The organism is Burkholderia sp. AU17457, from assembly GCF_002223255.1.
In the GTDB taxonomy this organism is placed as follows: Bacteria; Pseudomonadota; Gammaproteobacteria; order Burkholderiales; family Burkholderiaceae; genus Burkholderia; species Burkholderia sola.
Genome location: NZ_NKFB01000003.1, coordinates 1,618,559 through 1,637,078, shown reverse-complemented (window position 1 = coordinate 1,637,078; position 18,520 = coordinate 1,618,559). Strand labels below are relative to the sequence as shown.

The window sequence follows — 18,520 nt, the reverse complement described above, 5'->3', positions numbered from 1 at the left end:
ACGGCCGGGCGGGCTTCGCGCCGGTGTCGGAGCCGGGACGGAGGCAGCAAATGGATCGTTTCAAGCAGATCGAGACGTTCGTGCGGGTCGCGGACGCGGGCAGCCTCGCGGCGGCCGCGCTCGAGGAGGGCGTGTCGCCGGTGGTGCTCGGGCGGCGCATCGACGCACTGGAGAAGCGCCTCGGCGTGAAGCTGATGTATCGCTCGACGCGGCGGCTGGTGGTGAGCGAAGAGGGCGCCGCGTTTCTCGAACGCTGCCGCGGGCTGCTGTCCGAATGGGATCAGGCCGAGAACGAGCTGGCCGCCGGGCGGCGCGCGGTCAGCGGGCACCTGATCGTGTCGGCGCCGGCCGCGTTCGGGCGCAAGCACGTCGCGCCGCACGCGCCCGGCTTCCTGGCCGACAAACCGGAGATGCAGCTGTCGTTCAACCTGACCGACCGCGTCGTCGATCTCGTGCGCGAGGGTTATGACCTGTCGATCCGGATCGGCGGCGCGGTCGATCCGAACTTCGTCGCGGTGAAACTCGCGTCGAACCGGCGCGTGGTGTGCGGCACGCCCGGGTATTTCCGCCAGCACGGCCGGCCGAAATCGCTCGACGACCTGCTCAGGCACAACTGTCTCGCGTTCAACCTGCAGGGCGGGCAGAACCGCGGCTGGTATTTCCAGCGCCACGGCAAGATCGCGACGATCCGCGTGACCGGCAATCTCGACTGCAACGACGGCGAGCTGCTGCACCGCTGGGTGGCCGAAGGGCTCGGGCTCGGCTGGCGCTCGACGTGGGAAATCGCCGCGCAGCTCGAAACGGGCGAACTCGAGACCGTGCTCGACGAGTACGCGCTGCCCGACTACGACATCCTCGCGGTCTACCCGCAGCAGCGCTACGTGCCGGCGCGCGTGCGCTATTTCATCGACTATCTGCGCGAAGCGTATGCGCGCCCCGGCTATTGGAGCACCACGCCGTAACGCGACGGGCCGCCCGGCCATTCGGTGATTTTTTACGCTTCATGCGCGCGGCGCGGGAATAAACTCGACGCAGCAGCGGTAAGGTCATCGAGCGCGCACGTTGCCGGTCTGTCCGGGCGCCGTGCGCGCAACGGGCGCGGCGTCGGCCGCCGGGACCAGGGAGGCCATGTGGGGCAAGCCGGACAGGCGGTCGATGAACGGGCGGCGGACGATGCACTCGCGCGCGGCGAGCGGTTTCGCGCGCTCGTGCTGCCGCATCTCGACGCCGCGTACAACCTCGCGCGCTGGCTGAGCGGCAGTGCCGGCGACGCGGACGACGTCGTGCAGGACGCGTGCATGCGCGCGCTGCGTTTCGTCGACTCGTGTCGCGGCGACAACGCGCGGCCGTGGCTGCTGACGATCGTGCGCCACACCTGGTACACCGAATGGCGGCGGCGCACGCATGCGCACGAGGTCGCGCTGCCCGACACGCTCGACGACGCCGACGTGCCCGACGACTGGCAGCCGTCGACGGAGGACCCGCTCGCGCACGTGCTGCGCGGCGAGAACGTGCGGCTCGTGAACGCGGCGCTCGCGAAGCTGCCGCCCGAATACCGCGAGGTGCTCGTGCTGCGCGAGATGGAGGACCTGAGCTACCGCGAGATCGCCGCGATCGCGGACGTGCCGGTCGGCACGGTGATGTCGCGGCTCGCGCGCGGCCGGCGCAAGCTTGCCGCGCTGCTGGGCGGGGCGCCGGCGACCGAAGGCCGGCCGGGCCGTGCGCCGGCGGGCGGAACCGCATCGGAGGCTATCGATGGACTGTAACGAAGCGCGAGCGTTGCTGGACGCGGACGTCGACCGCGAGCTGTCGGCGCCTGACGCGTTGCGGGTCCAGCAGCATGTCGAAGGGTGCGAGGCGTGCCGCCGCGAACGCGCGCGGATCGTCACGCTGGTGCAGGCGGTGCGCCAGGCCGACTATCACCGCGCGCCGGACGCGCTGCGGGCGAGCCTCCTCGCGATCCTGCCGGCAGCGGCCGACGCGCCTGCCCGTGAGCCGTCGCGGGCCGCGCCGCGGCCTGAACGGCAGTCGGCGCCGCCCCGGCGGCCACGTGGACGCGACTGGTTCTCCTGGCTGACCGGGCGGGGCGGGCCGGCGCGCCCTGGATCGACCGGCGCCGGGCCGCGCGTGGCCGCGTGGCCGGGCCTCGGCTGGGGCGTCGCGCTGCTGATGGCGGTCGCGGCGGCGGGCGGAATGGCATGGTCCGGCCGCCACGCCGACACCGACCGGACGGTCGACGAGCTCGTCGCGAGCCATGTGCGGGCCGACCTGTCGGCGCGCGACATCGACGTGATCTCGACCGACCAGCACACGGTCAAGCCGTGGTTCAACGGCCGGCTCGACTACGCGCCGCCGGTCGAGGATCTCGCCAAGGACGGCTTCGCGCTGGTCGGCGGCCGGCTCGACTACGTCGGGCGGCGCCGCGTCGCGGTGCTCGTCTACCGCCACCGCCAGCACGTGGTCGACGTCTACGTGCAGCCGGCCGGCGAACGGCCGGCGGCCCCGTACGCGACCGTGTCGCAGGGGTACGCGCTGGACCGCTGGAACGCGGCCGGAATGACGTGGTGGGCGGTGACCGACGCCGAGCCGTCGGCGCTCGCGGCGTTCCGGACGGCGCTCGACGCGCGGCTTGCCGGCGCGCGCGGCGAATGACCATGCGGGCCAGGGCGCGGCGCGCTTGTGTTCCGACCCCGGCCGCGGAAGGGGGCCAGGGCGGTCACGGGCCCGCATACCGTTCAAGTCTTTGAAAACACGGCCGAATCAGTCGGCGAATCGTCGATTGACCTTGCATGCGCCCTGTAACCGGGTTAGAATCTTCGGCTTCTCACTTGCCACACCGGTTCAGACGCCCGGGTGGCTTTAATCCACAAGGAGTGTGTATGCGTCATTACGAAATCGTATTCATCGTGCACCCGGATCAAAGCGAGCAAGTGCCCGCGATGATCGAGCGCTACAAGTCCACGATCACGTCGCACGGCGGCCAGATCCACCGTGTCGAAGACTGGGGCCGTCGCCAGCTGGCCTACATGATCGAGAAACTCGCGAAGGCTCACTACGTCTGCATGAACATCGAGTGCGACCAGACGACGCTCGACGAACTCGAACACGCGTTCAAGTTCAACGACGCCGTGCTGCGTCACCTCATCGTCAAGATGAAGAAGGCCGAAACCGGCCCGTCGCCGATGATGAAGGAAGTTCAGCGCGAAGAAGCCAAGAAGGCGGCTGCCGCTCAGCCGGCTGAAGCGCAGGCTTAAGTTCGTCACTTATTAAGCCATCAAGGAGCGCGCCACTCACGTGAACAGGTTGCAATTGACGGCGAGCGTCGTCGAACGCGCACCGGTGCGATACACGCCGGCCGGCGTTCCGATCGCAAGCGCCACGTTGCATCACCGCACGGAAGTCGTCGAAGCAGGCATTCCCCGTCAGGTCGAAATGACGATCGAGGCGGTGGCGGCCGGTGAGGCGAGCGGCAAGCTGGAAAGTCGTGAAATGGGCGTCGAGACGCTGTTCACGGGCTTCCTGGCCAAGAAAAGCCGCAACGCGAGAACCTTGGTGTTTCACATCACTGCATTGCAGGACACAGGAAAGGACTGAAATCATGGCCCGCCCGACTGGTAAGAAATTCGACAAGCGTCGTCAGCAACAAAACCCGCTCTTCAAGCGCAAGAAGTTCTGCCGTTTCACGGCTGCCGGCGTCGAGCAGATCGACTACAAGGACACGGAAACGCTGAAGGACTTCATCGGCGAAAACGGCAAGATCACGCCGGCTCGCCTGACGGGTACGAAGGCGCACTATCAGCGTCAGCTGGATACGGCGATCAAGCGTGCGCGTTTCCTCGCGCTGCTGCCGTACACCGATCAGCACAAGGCGTAATCAGGCGACGCAATAAGGAGAATTCGAATGCAAATCATTCTGTTGGAAAAAGTCGCCAATCTGGGCAACCTCGGCGACATCGTCAAGGTCAAGGACGGTTACGCTCGCAACTTCCTGATCCCGAACCGCAAGGCTCGCCGTGCAACGAAGGAAGCGATCGCCGAATTCGAAGTGCGCCGCGCTGAACTCGAAAAGATCGCCGCTGAAAAGCTGGCGGCATCGCAGGCAGTCGGCGAGAAGCTGAACGGCCAGTCGTTCGAAATCACGCAGAAGTCGGGCGTGGACGGCCGTCTGTTCGGCTCGGTCACGAACGGCGACGTCGCGGAACTGCTGAAGAAGGCAGGCTACGAAGTCGAGAAGCTGCAAGTGCGCATGCCGGAAGGCCCGCTGAAGATGATCGGCGAGCACAACGTGCAAGTCGCGCTGCACACGGACGTCGTCGTCGACGTCACGATCAACGTGATCGGCGACCACGCGTAAGCGTGCGCAAGCTTGCCGGGCGGCTTCCGCCGTCCGGACAAGGGCAGGCGCCCGGGTAACCGGGGCCTGCCTTTTTTATTGCCCGCTCGCCGGCAAGCGGTGGTAGCGCTGCCGCCATCTATTCGCGATAATCCCAACCCATGAACGCGCCGCAAGATCCCCAAATCGAATCGCTGAAAGTCCCGCCGCATTCGGTGGAAGCCGAGCAGTCGGTGCTCGGCGGCCTGTTGCTCGACAACGCGGCCTGGGACCGGATTGCCGATTTCCTGTCGCAAGGCGACTTCTACCGCTACGACCACCGGATCATCTACGAGCACATCGGCCGCCTGATCGCGTCGACGCGCCCGGCCGACGTCGTGACCGTGTACGAAGCGCTGACCACGTCCGGCAAGGCCGACGACGTCGGCGGGCTCGCTTACCTGAACGCCCTCGCGCAGAACACGCCGAGCGCGGCGAACATCCGCCGCTACGCGGAAATCGTGCGCGACCGCGCGGTGCTGCGCCGGCTGGTGTCGGTCGCCGACGAGATTTCGGCCGACGCGTTCAATCCGCAGGGCAAGGAAGTCCGCCAGCTGCTCGACGAGGCCGAATCGAAGGTGTTCTCGATCGCCGAAGAGGGCGCGCGCGGCAACCAGGGCTTCCTCGAGATCGGTCCGCTGCTCACGCAGGTGGTCGAGCGCATCGACACGCTGTACCACACCGCGAACCCGAGCGACGTCACCGGCACGCCGACGGGCTTCGTCGACCTCGACCGGATGACGTCCGGGATGCATGGCGGCGAACTGATCATCGTGGCGGGGCGCCCGTCGATGGGTAAGGCGCAGCCGCTCGACGCGCGCGTCAGGACGTTGACGGGCTGGAAGCCGATGGGCGAGCTGGCGGTCGGTGATGCGCTCGCTTCGGTCGACGGCGCACCGTCGATCGTGACCGGCATCTACCCGCAGGGTGAACGCCAGGTGTATCGGGTCCGCTTTTCGGATGGGCGTTCGGCCGAATGCTGCGACGAACACCTGTGGTGCGTCCATTTCCGCGAGTGGGAAAAGCCCCGTGTGCTGTCGACCGCGGAGATTCGCACGTTGCTGACGCGCGAACGCTACCGGAACCGGTTGTGGATCGACATGCCGAGCGGCGAGTTTGGTCATCGCGAGGCGCTGCCGGTTGACCCGTGGGTACTCGGCGCGCTGCTGGGCGACGGTGCGCTCGGCGGGACTGCCGTGCGTTTCAGCGTGAAGGCCGAGGAAACGTTGAACCGGATGCGCGAGCGTGTCGACGCGTCGCTCGAACTTGAATACGCGGGCCAGTACGACTGGCGCATCAAGCGCCGGCCGTCGACGGCCACCGCGGTCCGGCCGTCCGCCAACCCGCTCAAGGCTGCGCTCGAGCAACTCGGTGTGTGGGGAAGGACGAGCTACGACAAGTTCATCCCGCGTCTCTACCTCGATGCGGACAAGGACACGCGGCTGGATGTGTTGCGCGGGCTGCTCGACACGGATGGCTGGGTCGAATCGTGGGGTACGGTGCGTTATTCGACCGCCAGTGCACAGTTGGCGAGCGACGTGCGCGAACTGGCGCGTTCGCTCGGTGCGTGGTGCCAGGTTGCCGAAAAGGCGACGAGCTTCACGGTCGACGGCGAACGCAAGGCCGGTCCGACGGCTTACATTTGCACGATCAGTCATCCGGATCCGCAGAACCTGTTCCTGTTCGAGGGCAAGCGCGAGCGGCTGACGGCCGGGCGGACGCGCCGCAAGCTGCCGGTGATTACGGGTATCGAGCCGTCGCGCCGGACCGCCACGCAGTGCATCTCGGTTTCGCATCCGTCTCGGCTGTACGTGACCGACGATTACGTCGTCACGCACAACACGGCCTTCTCGATGAACATCGGCGAATATGTCGCGGTCGAGTACGGGTTGCCGGTCGCGGTGTTCTCGATGGAAATGCCGGGCACCCAGCTCGTGATGCGTATGCTTGGCTCGATCGGCCGGCTCGATCAGCACCGGATGCGCACGGGCCGCCTGACGGACGAGGACTGGCCGAAGCTGACGCACGCGGTGCAGAAGATGAGCGAGGCGCAGCTCTTCATCGACGAGACGGGCGGCTTGAACCCGATGGAGCTGCGCTCGCGCGCGCGACGCCTTGCGCGTCAGTGCGGCAAGCTCGGCCTGATCATCGTCGACTACCTGCAGCTGATGTCGGGTTCGTCGCAGGGCGAGAACCGCGCGACCGAAATTTCGGAAATCTCGCGCTCGCTGAAGAGTCTCGCGAAGGAGCTCGACGTGCCGGTGATCGCGCTGTCGCAGCTGAACCGCGGCCTCGAACAGCGCCCGAACAAGCGCCCGGTGATGTCGGATTTGCGCGAATCGGGCGCAATCGAACAGGACGCGGACGTGATCCTGTTCATTTATCGCGATGAGGTCTACAATCCGGACAGCCCCGACAAGGGGACGGCCGAAATCATCATCGGCAAGCAGCGTAACGGTCCGATCGGGCCCGTTCGGCTCACGTTCCTGGGGCAATACACGAAGTTCGACAATTTTGCCGGGGCGCAGACCTTCTACGGCGAGTAAAGCCGGTTGTAAACACCTATTTCGCCAATTGTTGTATCCAATCCCGGCGTGCGCATATGCGCACGTCGCGTCGGGACCGAAACCGGTACAATGTCGCCCGTTTTCGTGACAGTAGTTTGACAATCTCTCAGGAATCCCATGTTCGGTCGATTCATGCCCACCGAGGGCAAGTTCTTTGAACTCTTCAACGCGCACGCGAAGCACATCGTTTCCGGTGGCCGCGAACTCGAACTGCTGATCGACAATCTCGCCGACGCCGAGATTCACAAGCAAAACGTGCAAATTGCCGAGAAGGCCGCCGACAAGCTCACGCACGAGGCGATCGATCTGCTGCACAAGACCTTCATCACGCCGCTCGATCGCGACGAGATCCACAAGCTCATCACGACGATGGACGACATCCTCGACCTGATGGAAGACGTCGCGACGGCCGTGTCGCTGTACGACGTGCAGTCCGTCACGTCCGAGGCGAGCCAGCTTGCGCACATCGTCACGCAGTCGGCACAGCACGTGCAGCAGGCCGTCGGCTTGCTGTCCGACATGAAGCAGTCGGCACAGATCCTCAAGCAGTGCGAGGAAATCGACCGCTGGGAGTCGGAGGCCGATCGCGTGCTGCGCGCGGCAATGTCGAAGCTGTTCCGCGAGGAAGACGACGTGAAGACGCTCATCAAGCTGAAGGCGATCTACGAGCTGCTCGAAGAGATCACCGACAAGTGCGAAGACGTCGCGAACATCATCGAAGGCATCGTGCTGGAAAACGCCTGAGCGGACCACGATGCATTCGATACAACTCGCCCTATGGATGGTCGCGACGCTGGTGCTCGTCGCGCTCGTATTCGACTTCATGAACGGCTTTCACGACGCGGCGAACTCGATCGCCACCGTCGTGTCGACCGGGGTGCTGAAGCCCCAGCAGGCCGTGGTGTTCGCGGCCGCGTTCAACGTGATCGCGTACTTCATCTTCCACCTGAAAGTCGCGCAGACCGTCGGTAAAGGCACGATCGATCCCGAGATCGTCGACCATTACGTCGTGTTCGGCGCGCTGGTCGGTGCGATCGGCTGGAACGTGATTACCTGGTATTACGGGATTCCGTCGAGCTCGTCGCACGCGCTGATCGGCGGCCTCGTCGGCGCGGCGCTCGCGAAGTCCGGCTGGGGCGCGCTGAACGTCGACGGTCTCCTGAAGACGATCGCGTTCATCTTCATTTCGCCGCTGCTCGGTTTCATCCTCGGTTCGCTGTTCATGCTCGGCGTGTCGTGGCTGTACTTCCGTACCGCGCCCAGCAAGGTCGACCGGCGCTTCCGCCGGCTGCAGCTGCTGTCGGCCGGCCTGTACAGCCTGGGCCACGGCGGCAACGACGCACAGAAGACGATCGGTATCATCTGGATGCTGCTGATCGCGAGCGGCTACGCGTCGGCCGCCGCCGATGCGCCGCCGGCTTGGGTGATCGGCGCATGCTATCTGTCGATGGGCCTCGGCACGCTGTTCGGCGGCTGGCGTATCGTGCGCACGATGGGCCAGAAGATCACGAAGCTCAAGCCGGTCGGCGGCTTCTGCGCGGAAAGCGGCGGGGCGATCACGCTGTTCGTCGCGTCGTTCCTCGGCATTCCGGTGTCGACCACGCACACGATTACCGGCGCGATCGTCGGTGTCGGCGCGACGCAGAAGCTGTCGGCCGTGCGCTGGGGCGTCGCCGGCAACATCGTGTGGGCGTGGGTGCTGACGCTGCCGGCAGCCGCGCTGTTCGCGGCCGGCGGGTGGTGGCTCGGGCATCAGATCTTCTGATCGACGACGCTGTCGGGTCGACATGAAATGCGCCGCAAGCCGAAAGGCTGCGGTGCATTTTTTTTGGGGGGTTGCCCCAAAGCGTGCTGCGACGCGGATGGGCCGACTGCGAATGCCGTCGACGTCACCGTCGCTCGGTAAGCAACAACCGGTCAGTAACTGCCGTTCGCGAACCGCGCGATCGGATCGTCGGCCGTACTCGTGCGCGGGCTGACGGGTGCGGACTGCGTCGACGCGCGCCATACCTGCACGGGCGCGGGCTCGATACTGCGCGGGGGCGCCGACGCGGCGGCGGGCGGCGGTTCGGCATCGAACGCGGCGGCCTGGGCGGCCGTCAGCGCGGTCGTCGGAATCTGCGTGCCGACTTCCGCCGGCGCGGCCGGTGCGGCATTGGCCGTCATCGCGGCCGCGTCGTCATTCACCGACGTGGCCTGCTGCTGGGCCGCCCGCATCCGCGGTGGCGGCGGTTCGTACGGATCGGCGGTCGAGGTTGCCGGTGCGGCTGCGGCAGCCGTCACGACGGGCGTGCTCGGCGCGGCCGGAGCGGGAGCCTGCGCCGGCGTCGCTCTCGCTTGCGACGGCGCAGGCTGCCGCGGCATGGCCGCAGCCGTCACGACCACCGGAGCGGCCGCGACCGCCGGCGAATTGCGCGGCTCGTCGCGCTTGGCCTCGTAGGTCGGCGCATCGAACGGCGTCGGGGCCGAGCGCGGCGGCGCGACACGGCGAATGCCGTCGAATCGCTTGGCCCAGTACGGGTTCGTCAGATAGTCGAGCCGCACGGTGCCGCCCGTCGACGGCGCGTTGACGAAGCGCAGCTTGCCGACATAGATGCCGACGTGCGAATGCGGCCGTCCGGTCGTATTGAAGAAAATCAGGTCGCCCGGCGCGATCTCGTCGGGTTCGATCGACACGCCGCGGCCGCTCATGTCGGCGGTCGTGCGCGGCAGGTTCACGTCGGCCGCGCGGCCGATCACGTAACGCACGAGCCCGCTGCAGTCGAAGCCGCTCGTCGGCGTGTTGCCGCCCCAGCGATACGGCACGCCGACGAGGCTCATCGCCTGGATCGAGATTTCTTCCTGACCGACGCTGTGATCGACGAATTTCGGGAAATTGGCGGGCGCCGGGAAGGCGCGCGGCGTCGTGATCTTCATGCCCGACGCGGAACGCGATGCCGACTGCGGCGGCACGCTGGAGCAGGCCGCAAGCAGGGAGACGACGGCGACGGGAACCCAGATTCGAAGCATGGCAAGGCGGGCGAGCGCGACCGCTCGCGAATCGTATGACAACAGACAGACCCGATGGTAGACGCTCCGGCGGGGCTTAAGCAACCATTCTTGAGAATTTACTTGAAGTTTCGCGCGTAAACTGCATGGTTGCGTGACGAAGCGTTACCTTTGTCTTCGACCCCAAATAAAAACGGCGCTCCGAAAACGGAGCGCCGCGTGGCGTCGAAAGCCGGCGATCCGCCGGCGTGCGCGTTACAGAATGTCCGACGCGTAGTCGGCGAGCCGCGAGCGTTCGCCGCGCGCGAGGGTCACGTGGCCGCTGTGGCCCCAGCCCTTGAAGCGGTCGACGACGTAGGTCAGGCCCGAGCTGCCTTCGGTCAGGTAGGGCGTGTCGATCTGCGCGATGTTGCCGAGGCACACGATCTTCGTGCCCGGGCCCGCGCGCGTGACGAGCGTCTTCATCTGCTTCGGCGTCAGGTTCTGCGCCTCGTCGATGATCAGATACTTGTCGACGAACGTGCGGCCGCGCATGAAGTTCATGCTCTTCACCTTCAGACGCGAGCGGATCAACTCCTGCGTCGCCGCACGGCCCCATTCGCCGGCCGCGTCGTCGGTCTTCTGCAGCACTTCGAGGTTGTCGTCGAACGCGCCCATCCACGGCTGCATCTTCTCTTCCTCGGTGCCCGGCAGGAAACCGATGTCCTCCCCGACGGGCACGGTCGCGCGCGTCACGATGATCTCGTTGTAGCGCTTGTCGTCGAGCACCTGCGCGAGGCCGGCCGCGAGCGCGACGAGCGTCTTGCCGGTGCCGGCCTGGCCGAGCAGCGTGACGAAATCGATCTCGGGGTTCATCAGCAGGTTCAGCGCGAAATTCTGCTCGCGATTGCGCGCGGTGATGCCCCACACGTTGTTCTTGTGGTGGCTGTAGTCGCGCAGCGTCTGCAACAGCGCCGTCTTGCCGTTCAGCTCGCGGACGATCGCATGGAACGTCGGCTCGCCGTTCTGCGGCTCGAGATAGACGAACTCGTTGACGAGCATCGACGCGACGAGCGGGCCGGTCACGCGGTAGTACGTGGTGCCCGTCTTCGTGTCCTGCCAGCTCTCCATGCCCTTCGCATGCTTGGTCCAGAAATCCTGCGGCAGTTCGCGCACGCCGTTGTACAGGAGATCCGAATCCTCGAGCACCTGGTCGTTGAAGTAGTCTTCCGCGGGCAGGCCGAGTGCGTGCGCCTTGATCCGCATGTTGATGTCTTTCGACACCAGCACGACCTGGCGATCGGGCCGGTCGCGCTGCAGCGCGCGCACGACGCCGAGGATCTGGTTGTCGGCCTTGCCTTCGGGCAGGCCTTCGATGGGCGCGATGTCGGCGAGCTTCGTCTGGAAGTACAGGCGGCCGAGCGCGTCGCGGCTGCCGAGGCGCGACAGCGGAATGCCGGCCGAGATCGGGCCGCCGTCGGCGACGAGCGCGTCGAGCGTACGGCTGACCTGACGGGCGTTACGCGCGACTTCGGACATCCCCTTCTTGTGGTTGTCGAGTTCCTCGAGCGTCATCATCGGCAGATAGACGTCGTGTTCCTCGAAGCGGAAGAGGCTGCTCGGGTCGTGCATCAGCACGTTGGTGTCGAGCACGAACAGCTTCTGCAGTTCGGCTTCGGCGGGCTTGCGGCTGCGCGACTTCGTCGCGGCGCCTGCATCGCGCGCGGGCGCGGCGGCCGGTTTGTCGGCAGCCGGCTTGTCGTTGCGTGCGACGACTGGCGCCGCGGGTTCGGCCGGCGCCTGCAGCGGCTGCAGCAGCGCGGCCGTCTGCCTCGTCTTGCGGCCGCGCGCGGGGGCGCTCGCGGCCTCGGGCGCCGAAGACGCGACGGCGCGCAGCGGCGCGGCCGTGTTCGCGGCTTCGATCATCGGTTGGGCCACGCTGGCCGGACCATAGTCACCGGCTGTGGATGCGTCCCCTTCGGCGGATTTCTTCGCGGCTTTCGCGGGCCGCGCTTTCGCCTTGTATTCGTCGGGCGGCAGCAGGCTGCCGAGCTTGCTGGGGGGGGTAGGCAAAGGCATGGTGTCCCTCGGGAGGAATCGTGTCGCATGGCGTGCGCCGCTGATCGCATCCTGCGTGACGTAGACGCATGCAGTTTGCGCGCGGTGGCGCACAGGAATTTCGTCTAGCCGGTTCGCCTAAGTGTCGATCAGCTCCTCGATGCGGTAAGGGCCGGACCGGGGTGGGCCGGCGCGCGTTCCATAAAAAAAGCCGCTGCCCCGTCGACAGGGGCATGCGGCTCGGCTGATGCCGTCGTGATGCGCGTCAGGTGCCGGGAAGCAATGCAACGGGCACCGGCGCAGCTACGAGAAATATGGGGCGAACTGGCATTCATTGCGGCCCAATATAACGCGCCTCAAAGCGCTTGTACAGCCTTTAGCACGTCGTCCACGTGACCCGGTACCTTGATGCCGCGCCATGCCTGGCGAAGCACGCCGTCGGCGTCGATCAGGAACGTCGAGCGCTCGATTCCGCGCACTTCCTTGCCATACATTTTCTTCATCTTGATGACATCGAACAACGCGCACAGCGCTTCGTCGGCATCGGAGATCAGCGGGAACGGCAGTTCGAGCTTGGCCTTGAAATTGTCGTGCGAGCGCAGGCTGTCGCGCGACACGCCGATGACTTCCGCACCGGCTTTCTTGAACTTCGGATAGAGATCGCGGAACTGCAGCCCTTCGGTCGTGCAGCCCGGCGTGTTGTCCTTCGGATAGAAGTACAGCACGAGCTTCTTGCCCTTCAGGCCGGACAGCGAAATGTCGCCGCCCGTGGCCGGTGCGGTGAAATCGGGAACTTGACGGTCAACTTCGACGGACACGTGCTTCTCCTGTTGTTATGGAATGGCGCCGCTGCGGCGGCGCGGTTCGGCGGGGCGTCGCGGCAGCGCGCCGCAAGGGCGGAGCGGCGACGCCGGCTCGCGGCGAATTCAATCAGGCTGGACGACCAGTTCGCCGGAGCGGCCGGGGATTTCGCCCCACGCGACAGGGTACGATGGCAGCGAGTCGCGGTCCAGCGTCGCGTAGTAGTCGCCCATCGTCGCAAACGTGTGACCTTGCGCCCGCCAGCCGGCGAGCAGTTGCTCGAACACCGGCGCGAGCTTCTGGCCTTCCAGCTCCGCATGCAGCGTGAATACCTGGTCGTGCGGATTGGTTTCGGTGAACTTGAGGATGTGCGCGGCGACGTTGTGCACATCGACGCCGTCGACGCCGAGCACTTCGTCGAGCGTCGGCAGCGTGGTCGGCATCTGCACGTGCGACAGCGTGCGGCCGCCGACGACGGGCAGGTACGGCGAATGGCCGCGACCGTCGGATGCGTAGCGCATCCCCCATGCGTCGATCTGCTCGAATGCGGCGTCGTTCATCTGCCAGCCGGCCGCGCCGTGCGTGACGGGCGACGCGCCGAAGATCTCGATGAAGCGCGCGTGACTCTTCTGCATTTCACGCGCGGTCCAGTCGCGATCGCGCACGCGCACGTTGTCCTGCCAGACCACGTGATCCCACGTGTGGATCCCGCATTCGAAGCCGGCCTCGTGAATCGCGCGCATGTCGGCGATCGCGCGGCGGCCGATGTCGGGGCCGGGCAGCAGCACGCCGTACATCAGCTGCTTCACGCCGTAGTGTTCGACCACCGACGTGCGCGACACCTTCTTCAGGAAGCCCGGGCGGAACACGCGCCGCAGCGCCCAGCCCGTGTGATCGGGCCCGAGGCTGAAGAGGAAGGTCGCGCGCGCGTTGAAGCGCTCGAAGATGCGCGCGAGGTTCGGCACGCCTTCGCGCGTGCCGCGCAGCGTGTCGACGTCGATCTTGAGGACGATGCGAGCCAAGCGAACGTCCCGGTCAGCCTTGCTGTTCGACGAGCGCGCGCGCGTCGGCGACGTGGCTGCGATACGCTTCGAAGATGTTGCGCAGCGCGTCGTCGAACGTCGCCTGCGGCGCCCAGCCGAGTTCCTGCATCGTGTTGTCGATCTTCGGCACGCGGTTCTGCACGTCCTGGTAGCCGTTGCCGTAGTAGGCGCCGGACGTCGTTTCGACGAGCTTCACCTGCTTGGCCGAATCGGCGTACTCGGGGAATTCCGCGGCCAGTTCGAGCATCTTGTGCGCGAGCTCGCGAACCGAGAAGTTGTTCTTCGGATTCCCGATGTTGTAGATCTTGCCCGACGCGACGCCGCCCTTGTTCTCGATGATCTTCATCAGCGCGCTGATGCCGTCGCCGATGTCGGTGAACGCGCGCTTCTGCGAGCCGCCGTCGACGAGGCTGATGTTCTCGCCGCGCACGATGTGGCCGAGGAACTGCGTGACCACGCGCGAGCTGCCTTCCTTCGGCGTGTAGATCGAGTCGAGGCCCGGGCCGATCCAGTTGAACGGACGGAACAGCGTGAAGTTCAGGCCTTCCATCCCGTAGCCCCAGATCACGCGGTCCATCAGCTGCTTCGAGCACGCATAGATCCAGCGCGGCTTGTTGATCGGGCCGTAGGTGAGCGCCGACGCGTCCGGGTCGAACTGCTCGTCCGAGCACATGCCGTAGACCTCGGAGGTCGACGGGAACACGAGGTGCTTGCCGTACTTGACGGCCGAACGCACGATCGGCAGGTTCGCCTCGAAGTCGAGTTCGAACACGCGCAGCGGCTGCTGGACGTAGGTCGCCGGCGTCGCGATCGCGACGAGCGGCAGGATCACGTCGCACTTCTTCACGTGATACTCGACCCACTCCTTGTTGATCGTGATGTCGCCTTCGAAGAAATGCATCCGCTCGTGGTTGACGAGGTCGCCCAGCCGGTCGGTCTGCATGTCCATGCCGAACACTTCCCAATCGGTGGTTTCAAGAATGCGCTTCGACAGGTGATGGCCGATGAAGCCGTTCACACCCAGGATCAGGACTTTTTTTGCTTTCATGAATGACGGGAAGAATGAATGAACTGCGCGAATTCCGCGGGCGTCACGACGGTTTCGCTGCCGTCGCGTTGCTGCCGGAGCTCGAGAATGGATAGGGCACGGCTGTCGCCGCAGACGCCGAATAGCGCATTATCGCTTACGTGCAGGCCGGGCGGCAAATCTGCCGCGGCGGCCGCTGCCGCGCTGCCGGGCGCCGCGAGGCGCGCGCGCGCGATCACGAAGCGGGCGCCATCGACGTCCGTGAATGCGCCCGGATACGGGGGCGCGACCGCGCGCACCAGGTTGTAGACCTGCGCGGCCGGTTTCGACCAGTCGATGCGACCGTCCTCGGGCTTGCGCCCGCCGTAGTAGCTGCCGGTCGCGAGATCGTTCGGCAGGTGCGGCGCCTCGCCCGCGAGCAACGCGGGCAGCACGCGCCACAGCGTCTGCTCGGCGGCCACCGTGACCTTGTCGAACACCTGCGCGGCCGTGTCGTCCGGCAGGATCGGCACCGCCGTCTGGCCGATGATCGCGCCCGCGTCGGGCTTCGCGGCCATCTCGTGCAGCGTCGCGCCGGTCTCGGTCTCGCCGTTCAGCACGGCCCAGTTGGTCGGCACCCGACCCCGGTATTTCGGCAGCAGCGAACCGTGCATGTTGTATGCGCCGCGCGGCGCGATCGCGAGCAGGTCCACCGGCAGCATGTGCCGGTAGTAGAACGAGAAGATGAAATCGGGCCGCGCGTCGGACACCGCGCGGCGCAGCGCCGGATCGGCGGGGTCGGCCGGCGTGAGCACCGGAATGCCGTGCTCGGCCGCGACGGATGCGACGCTGCCGAACCAGATGTTCTCGTTCGGATTGTCCTCGTGCGTGACGACCAGTGCGACGTCGACGCCGCGCGCGAGCAGCACCTGCAGGCACCGCACGCCGACGTTGTGATACGCGAAGACGACCGCGCGCGGCTTCATTGCGCGGCTCCCGGGCGGTTCGCGGCGGCCGGCACCGGCGGCATGCCGTCGTGCTGCTCGAGCACCGCCTGGATCAGGTAGCGGGGACGCGCGCGCACCTGCTGGTAGATGCGGCCGACGTATTCGCCGAGCAGGCCGAGCGCGAAGATGATCACGCCGAGCAGGAAGAACGTGATCGCGAACAGCGTGAACACGCCTTGCACTTCCGCGCCGACGATGAAGCGGCGCACGAGCAGCAGCACGAACAGCGCGGCGGAGCCGAGCGACAGGATCACGCCGATGAACGACAGCCACTGCAGCGGCACGACCGAGAAGCCCGTCACGAGGTCGAAGTTCAGCCGGATCAGGCTGTACAGCGAATACTTCGATTCGCCCGCGAAGCGTTCCTCGTGCGCGACCTCGATTTCGGTCGGGTTCTGCGCGAACGTGTACGCGAGCGCGGGGATGAACGTGTTGACTTCGCCGCACACGTTGATCGTGTCGATGATGCGGCGGCTGTACGCGCGCAGCATGCAGCCCTGGTCGGTCATCTTGATGCGCGTGATGCGCTCGCGCAGCCGGTTCATCATCTGCGACGCCTTGCGCCGCCACAGGCTGTCCTGGCGCTGCTTGCGGATCGAGCCGACGTAGTCGTAGCCCTCGCGCATCTTCGCGATCAGCTTGCCGATTTCCTCGGGCGGGTTCTGCAGGTCGGCGTCGAGCGTGATGACGATCTCGCCGCGCGACTGCGCGAAGCCCGCGAGGATCGCCATGTGCTGGCCGTAGTTGCCGTTGAGCAGCACGACGCGCGTCGTGTCGGGCCGTACGTGGAACTGGTCGGCGAGCATCGCGGCCGAGCGGTCGCGGCTGCCGTCGTTGATCAGGATCACTTCGTACGACGCGTCGAGTGCGTCGAGCGCCGGATACAGTCGCGCGAACAGCGCGGCGAGGCCGTCTTCCTCGTTGTACACGGGGATGATGACCGAGACTTCGGGTCGGCCGGTGTCCAGGTGCGCGGCGCCCGGGTGCCCGGCGCCCGGATGCCCGGCGCGTGCTTCAAGGTGACTCATGTACGCTTATTTTCCGTATTGTTCGCAAATCTGATTGACGGCGTCGGCCACGCGACGCACGTCGCCTTCCGTCATCTGCGTAAACAGCGGCAGCGTGACGGTCGACGCGCCGTACCGTTCGGCGTGGGGGAACATCCCCTCCTTGAAACCGCGCGCACGGTACAGCGTGAAAAGATGGATCGCCGGGTAGTGGATGCCCGTGCCGATGCCGCGTTCCTTCATCTGCGCCATGAATTCGGCGCGCGAGATCGTCAGTCGCTCGAGCGGCAGCGTGACCAGGAACATGTGCCAGTTGCCGTTCTCGAATTCGGCGACCGGCAGGCCGAGGCCCAGCTTCACGGCCGCGCCGCCGTCGAGCGCGGCGAAATACGCGCGGGCGAGCGCGCGGCGCTGCGCGGTGAAGCGCTCGATGTGCGGCAGCTGGCCGAGGCCGACGCGCGCGGCGACGTCGGTCAGGTTGTACTTGCCGCCGAGCACGTCGCAGTCCATCCCGTCGAAGCCGGTGCGCGTGATGCCCTGCAGCCGGTACTTCTGCGCGAGCACGGCTTCGTCCTCGTTGTTCAGCACGAGCGCGCCGCCTTCGATCGTCGTCAGGTTCTTGTTCGCGTGGAAGCTGAACGACACGATGTCGCCGATCGCGCCGATGCGCTTGCCGTGCCACGTCGAGCCGAACGCCTGCGCGGCATCCTCGATCACGCGCAGGTGGTGCGCGCGGGCGATCGCGTACAGGCGATCCATGTCGACCGGCAGGCCGGACAGGAACACGGGGATGATCGCCTTCGTGCGCGGCGTGATCGCCTGCTCGAGCTTGTCGAGGTCGATGTTGCGCGTGACGGGATCGATGTCCGCGAACACGGGCGTCGCGCCGGTTTCGATGATCACGTTGCTGGTCGAGACCCACGACGCCGGCGTCGTGATCACCTCGTCGCCGGGGCCGACGCCCGCGATGCGCAGGCCGATCTCGAGCGTGCAGGTGCCCGAATTGAACGCGCGGACCGGACGGCCGCCGCAGTACTCGGACAGCGCGGCTTCGAATTTCTGGCACTGCGGGCCGGTGGTGATCCAGCCCGAGCGCAGCACGTCGACGACGCCCTGGATGGTTTCCTCATCGATCTCGGGGCGGGTGAACGGCAGAAACGGAGCGGTAGTCTGGCTCATGAACGCGTTGGGCCTGTAATGGCGTGTAATAAAAGGGTCGGGCGATCCGTCCGAAACCGGCATTAAACACCGGTTGGCCGATTCGTACCGTGATTTTTTGTAGGCGGACGCTTAACGAACGCCGGGGCCGCCGCCGTGCTCAGCTGCGCGCGAGCACGACCACGCCGATCAGGATGATGCCGATGCCGACGAGCCGCTGGACCGACAGCACCTCGCCGAACAGGTACCACGCCGCGAACGCGTTGACGACGTAGCCGAGCGACAGCATCGGGTACGCGATCGACACGTCGACCCGCGACAGCCCGAGGATCCATACGACGACGCTCAGCACGTAGCAGCCGAGCCCGCCGATGATCGGCAGCTGGGTCGCGATCTTGAACCCGACCGGGATGATGTTCGCACGGCTGAATTCGAAGTGTCCAACGGCGTTGACGCCGGCTTTCAGCAGAAGTTGCGCACAGGCGTTGAGCATCACGCCGGTGATGATGCAGACGAACGAAACGGGGTTCATGC

At 66.3% G+C, this 18,520-nt stretch carries 19 protein-coding genes and 1 pseudogene; 11 read left to right on the top strand and 9 right to left on the bottom strand.

Features of this window, described 5'->3' with window-relative positions; translation table 11 throughout:
• Positions 1–50 precede the first annotated feature (50 nt).
• From CFB49_RS10270 to CFB49_RS10225, 10 genes are all read left to right on the top strand, one after another.
• Entirely contained in the window at positions 51–962 is a 912-nt protein-coding gene (locus tag CFB49_RS10270; protein ID WP_069617855.1) for a LysR family transcriptional regulator, read from the top strand.
• A 168-nt stretch (positions 963–1,130) separates the two neighbouring features.
• Positions 1,131–1,766: an RNA polymerase sigma factor gene (locus tag CFB49_RS10265; RefSeq protein ID WP_089491274.1), complete on the top strand. Its 636-nt coding sequence runs from the start codon at positions 1,131–1,133 to the stop codon at positions 1,764–1,766.
• Positions 1,756–2,652, top strand: coding sequence for an anti-sigma factor family protein (locus CFB49_RS10260; protein WP_089491273.1), 897 nt, complete (start codon positions 1,756–1,758; stop codon positions 2,650–2,652). Before CFB49_RS10265 ends, CFB49_RS10260 begins: the two co-directional genes overlap by 11 nt.
• 227 nt (positions 2,653–2,879) lie before the next feature.
• Complete coding sequence (gene rpsF / locus CFB49_RS10255) at positions 2,880–3,254, top strand: 30S ribosomal protein S6 (RefSeq protein WP_006486255.1); 375 nt, start codon at positions 2,880–2,882, stop codon at positions 3,252–3,254.
• A gap of 40 nt (positions 3,255–3,294) precedes the next feature.
• A complete protein-coding gene (gene priB, locus CFB49_RS10250; RefSeq protein ID WP_011549649.1) occupies positions 3,295–3,594 on the top strand; it encodes a primosomal replication protein N in 300 nt (99 codons plus the stop codon).
• A 4-nt stretch (positions 3,595–3,598) separates the two neighbouring features.
• Positions 3,599–3,874, top strand: coding sequence for a 30S ribosomal protein S18 (gene rpsR / locus CFB49_RS10245; protein WP_004193360.1), 276 nt, complete (start codon positions 3,599–3,601; stop codon positions 3,872–3,874).
• Positions 3,875–3,901: 27 nt separating this feature from the next.
• Positions 3,902–4,354 carry a 50S ribosomal protein L9 gene (gene rplI / locus CFB49_RS10240; RefSeq protein WP_006486256.1) on the top strand — a complete coding sequence of 151 codons (453 nt, stop codon included), beginning with the start codon at positions 3,902–3,904 and terminating at the stop codon, positions 4,352–4,354.
• Positions 4,355–4,494: 140 nt separating this feature from the next.
• Positions 4,495–6,918, top strand: coding sequence for a replicative DNA helicase (gene dnaB / locus CFB49_RS10235; RefSeq protein ID WP_089491272.1), 2,424 nt, complete (start codon positions 4,495–4,497; stop codon positions 6,916–6,918).
• A 138-nt stretch (positions 6,919–7,056) separates the two neighbouring features.
• The gene (locus CFB49_RS10230) at positions 7,057–7,683 is read left to right on the top strand and encodes a DUF47 domain-containing protein (protein ID WP_006478627.1); all 627 of its coding nucleotides are present in this window, start codon (positions 7,057–7,059) and stop codon (positions 7,681–7,683) included.
• Positions 7,684–7,693: 10 nt separating this feature from the next.
• Positions 7,694–8,704, top strand: a complete 1,011-nt coding sequence (locus CFB49_RS10225; protein ID WP_069617859.1) for an inorganic phosphate transporter — start codon at positions 7,694–7,696, stop codon at positions 8,702–8,704.
• Positions 8,705–8,856: 152 nt separating this feature from the next.
• Here the strand turns inward: CFB49_RS10225 and CFB49_RS10220 are convergent, their stop codons facing one another.
• Together CFB49_RS10220 and CFB49_RS10215 are read right to left on the bottom strand one after the other, a co-directional pair.
• On the bottom strand, positions 8,857–9,948 hold the full coding sequence (locus CFB49_RS10220; protein WP_069617860.1) for a C40 family peptidase: 1,092 nt from the start codon (positions 9,946–9,948) through the stop codon (positions 8,857–8,859).
• A 234-nt stretch (positions 9,949–10,182) separates the two neighbouring features.
• On the bottom strand, positions 10,183–11,985 hold the full coding sequence (locus CFB49_RS10215; RefSeq protein WP_069617861.1) for a PhoH family protein: 1,803 nt from the start codon (positions 11,983–11,985) through the stop codon (positions 10,183–10,185).
• Here CFB49_RS10215 and CFB49_RS37075 point away from each other — a divergent pair.
• Positions 11,881–12,122: pseudogene (locus tag CFB49_RS37075) on the top strand (hypothetical protein); the annotation flags it as partial. The gene CFB49_RS10215 and the pseudogene CFB49_RS37075 sit on opposite strands and share 105 nt — an antisense overlap.
• 198 nt (positions 12,123–12,320) lie before the next feature.
• Here the strand turns inward: CFB49_RS37075 and CFB49_RS10205 are convergent.
• From CFB49_RS10205 to CFB49_RS10175, 7 genes are all read right to left on the bottom strand, one after another.
• Positions 12,321–12,782 carry a peroxiredoxin gene (locus CFB49_RS10205; protein WP_050013237.1) on the bottom strand — a complete coding sequence of 154 codons (462 nt, stop codon included), beginning with the start codon at positions 12,780–12,782 and terminating at the stop codon, positions 12,321–12,323.
• Positions 12,783–12,890: 108 nt separating this feature from the next.
• Positions 12,891–13,787 (bottom strand): polysaccharide deacetylase family protein, encoded by an 897-nt coding sequence (locus tag CFB49_RS10200; RefSeq protein WP_089435140.1) that lies wholly within the window; start codon positions 13,785–13,787, stop codon positions 12,891–12,893.
• 13 nt (positions 13,788–13,800) lie between these two features.
• Positions 13,801–14,856 (bottom strand): bifunctional UDP-4-keto-pentose/UDP-xylose synthase, encoded by a 1,056-nt coding sequence (locus tag CFB49_RS10195; RefSeq protein ID WP_089435139.1) that lies wholly within the window; start codon positions 14,854–14,856, stop codon positions 13,801–13,803.
• On the bottom strand, positions 14,853–15,800 hold the full coding sequence (locus tag CFB49_RS10190; RefSeq protein WP_089491271.1) for a formyltransferase: 948 nt from the start codon (positions 15,798–15,800) through the stop codon (positions 14,853–14,855). Before CFB49_RS10190 ends, CFB49_RS10195 begins: the two co-directional genes overlap by 4 nt.
• The gene (locus CFB49_RS10185) at positions 15,797–16,849 is read right to left on the bottom strand and encodes a glycosyltransferase (RefSeq protein WP_179234884.1); all 1,053 of its coding nucleotides are present in this window, start codon (positions 16,847–16,849) and stop codon (positions 15,797–15,799) included. Before CFB49_RS10185 ends, CFB49_RS10190 begins: the two co-directional genes overlap by 4 nt.
• A 6-nt stretch (positions 16,850–16,855) precedes the next feature.
• The gene (locus CFB49_RS10180; RefSeq protein WP_089491270.1) at positions 16,856–18,007 is read right to left on the bottom strand and encodes a DegT/DnrJ/EryC1/StrS family aminotransferase; all 1,152 of its coding nucleotides are present in this window, start codon (positions 18,005–18,007) and stop codon (positions 16,856–16,858) included.
• Between the two features lie 139 nt (positions 18,008–18,146).
• The gene (locus CFB49_RS10175) at positions 18,147–18,518 is read right to left on the bottom strand and encodes an EamA family transporter (protein WP_069617868.1); all 372 of its coding nucleotides are present in this window, start codon (positions 18,516–18,518) and stop codon (positions 18,147–18,149) included.
• Between the last annotated feature and the right edge of the window lie 2 nt (positions 18,519–18,520).

What these genes read in the sequence shown, in the direction of transcription:
- CFB49_RS10270 (WP_069617855.1), top strand. Translation starts at nt 51, where the DNA reads ATGGATCGTTTCAAGCAGATCGAGACGTTCGTGCGGGTCGCGGACGCG.
- CFB49_RS10260 (WP_089491273.1), top strand. Translation starts at nt 1,756, where the DNA reads ATGGACTGTAACGAAGCGCGAGCGTTGCTGGACGCGGACGTCGACCGC.
- rpsF (WP_006486255.1), top strand. Translation starts at nt 2,880, where the DNA reads ATGCGTCATTACGAAATCGTATTCATCGTGCACCCGGATCAAAGCGAG.
- rpsR (WP_004193360.1), top strand. Translation starts at nt 3,599, where the DNA reads ATGGCCCGCCCGACTGGTAAGAAATTCGACAAGCGTCGTCAGCAACAA.
- rplI (WP_006486256.1), top strand. Translation starts at nt 3,902, where the DNA reads ATGCAAATCATTCTGTTGGAAAAAGTCGCCAATCTGGGCAACCTCGGC.
- dnaB (WP_089491272.1), top strand. Translation starts at nt 4,495, where the DNA reads ATGAACGCGCCGCAAGATCCCCAAATCGAATCGCTGAAAGTCCCGCCG.
- CFB49_RS10230 (WP_006478627.1), top strand. Translation starts at nt 7,057, where the DNA reads ATGTTCGGTCGATTCATGCCCACCGAGGGCAAGTTCTTTGAACTCTTC.
- CFB49_RS10225 (WP_069617859.1), top strand. Translation starts at nt 7,694, where the DNA reads ATGCATTCGATACAACTCGCCCTATGGATGGTCGCGACGCTGGTGCTC.
- CFB49_RS10220 (WP_069617860.1), bottom strand. Translation starts at nt 9,948, where the DNA reads ATGCTTCGAATCTGGGTTCCCGTCGCCGTCGTCTCCCTGCTTGCGGCC.
- CFB49_RS10215 (WP_069617861.1), bottom strand. Translation starts at nt 11,985, where the DNA reads ATGCCTTTGCCTACCCCCCCCAGCAAGCTCGGCAGCCTGCTGCCGCCC.
- CFB49_RS10195 (WP_089435139.1), bottom strand. Translation starts at nt 14,856, where the DNA reads ATGAAAGCAAAAAAAGTCCTGATCCTGGGTGTGAACGGCTTCATCGGC.
- CFB49_RS10190 (WP_089491271.1), bottom strand. Translation starts at nt 15,800, where the DNA reads ATGAAGCCGCGCGCGGTCGTCTTCGCGTATCACAACGTCGGCGTGCGG.
- CFB49_RS10185 (WP_179234884.1), bottom strand. Translation starts at nt 16,849, where the DNA reads ATGAGTCACCTTGAAGCACGCGCCGGGCATCCGGGCGCCGGGCACCCG.
- CFB49_RS10180 (WP_089491270.1), bottom strand. Translation starts at nt 18,007, where the DNA reads ATGAGCCAGACTACCGCTCCGTTTCTGCCGTTCACCCGCCCCGAGATC.
- CFB49_RS10175 (WP_069617868.1), bottom strand. Translation starts at nt 18,518, where the DNA reads ATGAACCCCGTTTCGTTCGTCTGCATCATCACCGGCGTGATGCTCAAC.